Origin of the sequence: Asaia siamensis (genome assembly GCF_014635085.1) — a bacterium.
Taxonomy (GTDB): Bacteria; Pseudomonadota; Alphaproteobacteria; order Acetobacterales; family Acetobacteraceae; genus Asaia; species Asaia siamensis.
Genome location: NZ_BMCH01000018.1, coordinates 1 through 704 on the forward strand (window position 1 = coordinate 1; position 704 = coordinate 704).

The 704-nt window shown below is 55.8% G+C and carries 1 protein-coding gene; it reads left to right on the plus strand.

Annotation, left to right across the window (positions count from 1 at the left end):
- A partial coding sequence (locus IEV53_RS14745) for an IS5 family transposase (protein WP_188427591.1) occupies positions 1-687 on the plus strand: 687 nt, incomplete at its 5' end.
- Positions 688-704 lie beyond the last annotated feature (17 nt).

A 704-nucleotide genomic window follows, 5' to 3' on the forward strand; every position in this document is an offset into this window, starting at 1 on the left:
GTGACCGATTTTCGTGAGATCATCAATGCACTGCGCTATCTTGTCCGCTCGGGCTGCGGCTGGGAGATGCTGCCGGCTCACTTTGGTCCGTGGCAGACCGTCTATTGGTGGTTCCGCAGGCTGATGCGCCGTTTTCTGTTTCAGACGATCCATGATGTCTGCCTGATGCTGGATCGTGAAGCAGCGCGACGCGAAGCCAGCCCATCCGGTGGTGTCATTGACAGCCAGAGCATCAAGGCTCCTCATGCAAAGACCCGTGGCTATGACGCCGGCAAGAAGATCGTTGGTCGTAAGCGCCATATTGCGGTTGATACAGATGGCCGACTGCTTCTGGTCAGGCTGACCCCAGCCAATATTTCGGATAGTGCGGGTGCACAGATGATCCTGGGTGCTATCCGCAAACGCTGGCCGTGGGTGAAGCATCTGTTCGCAGATGGGGCCTATGACCGCTTGCAGTTGATAGACAAAGCCGCCTTTTTTAACTTCACGGTCGAGATCATCCAGCGCTCAGATACGGAAAAAGGATTTGAAATCCTGCCACGTCGATGGGTCGTTGAGCGGACATTCGGCTGGATGATCCGCTGGCGCCGACTGGTGAGGGATTACGAACAGCGTATCGACGTGGCAGAGGCCATGATCCACATCGCCATGGGAAGCCTAATGCTACGCCGAAACGCTCATCCGTGAATTTCCAAAAGGGCTCT